This window comes from Maribellus luteus (assembly GCF_003576475.1).
Taxonomy (GTDB): Bacteria; Bacteroidota; Bacteroidia; order Bacteroidales; family Prolixibacteraceae; genus Draconibacterium; species Draconibacterium luteum.
In genome coordinates, this window is sequence record NZ_QWGR01000114.1 from 1 (window position 1) to 664 (window position 664).

Annotated in this window: 1 protein-coding gene; it reads left to right on the forward strand. The window is 69.3% G+C overall.

The annotated features are described in order from the left end of the window. Window positions 1-157: 157 nt before the first annotated feature. Window positions 158-637: a head completion/stabilization protein gene (locus D1614_RS24060; protein ID WP_119440496.1), complete on the forward strand. Its 480-nt coding sequence runs from the start codon at window positions 158-160 to the stop codon at window positions 635-637. Window positions 638-664: the final 27 nt, after the last annotated feature.

Below are 664 nucleotides of genomic sequence, written 5' to 3' on the forward strand. Positions count from 1 at the left end.
CATCGAGCGCATCGAGCGCGACATCAAGAACGCAGCCAAGCCCGGCGACGGGAAGAGCTGACACCGAGCGTGACCCCGCGCATCAGGCGGCACGGGGCAGTCTTCCGGCGTGCCGCGAAGCCTCGCCCCGTCCACCGCCTCCCAGCCTACTGAACCTATGTCTTCCTTCATCGCAGCCGCATCCGTGCCCACGGCGGCACAACCGGGCGGAGAGCCGATCGGCAACGACGGCTTCTTCCCCGATATCAGCGTCGACCACGCCTACGCCGCCATGCGCCTGGACGGCACCGTCACGCAGCAGCGCATGCGCGCCGCACTTGTCGAGGCGGTCATCTCCGTCAATGACGAGCTGCAGGCCTGGAAGCGCGCGCAAGTCTCGTTTGGTCGCAACACGCTGGCCGACGTGCCGGCGCCCAAGATCGACGGCCGCAGCGCGCACCTGCACCGGTACGAGCGCGCGGTGCACTGCCTGGCCGCCGCCTGGCTCATCGAGCGCTACCGCACCATCGACGCCACCGCCGCCGGCGACCGCAAGGCCGAACCCGAAAACCTCGGCGTTGAAGACCTGCGCCGCGATGCCCGCTGGGCCATCAGCGACATCCAGGGCGTCGCCCGCACCACCGTCGAACTCATCTGATGCGCGTACGGGCCATCCAGGGCGACA

Excerpts from the sequence above, each read along its gene's own strand:
- D1614_RS24060 (WP_119440496.1), top strand. The coding sequence starts at position 158 with ATGTCTTCCTTCATCGCAGCCGCATCCGTGCCCACGGCGGCACAACCG.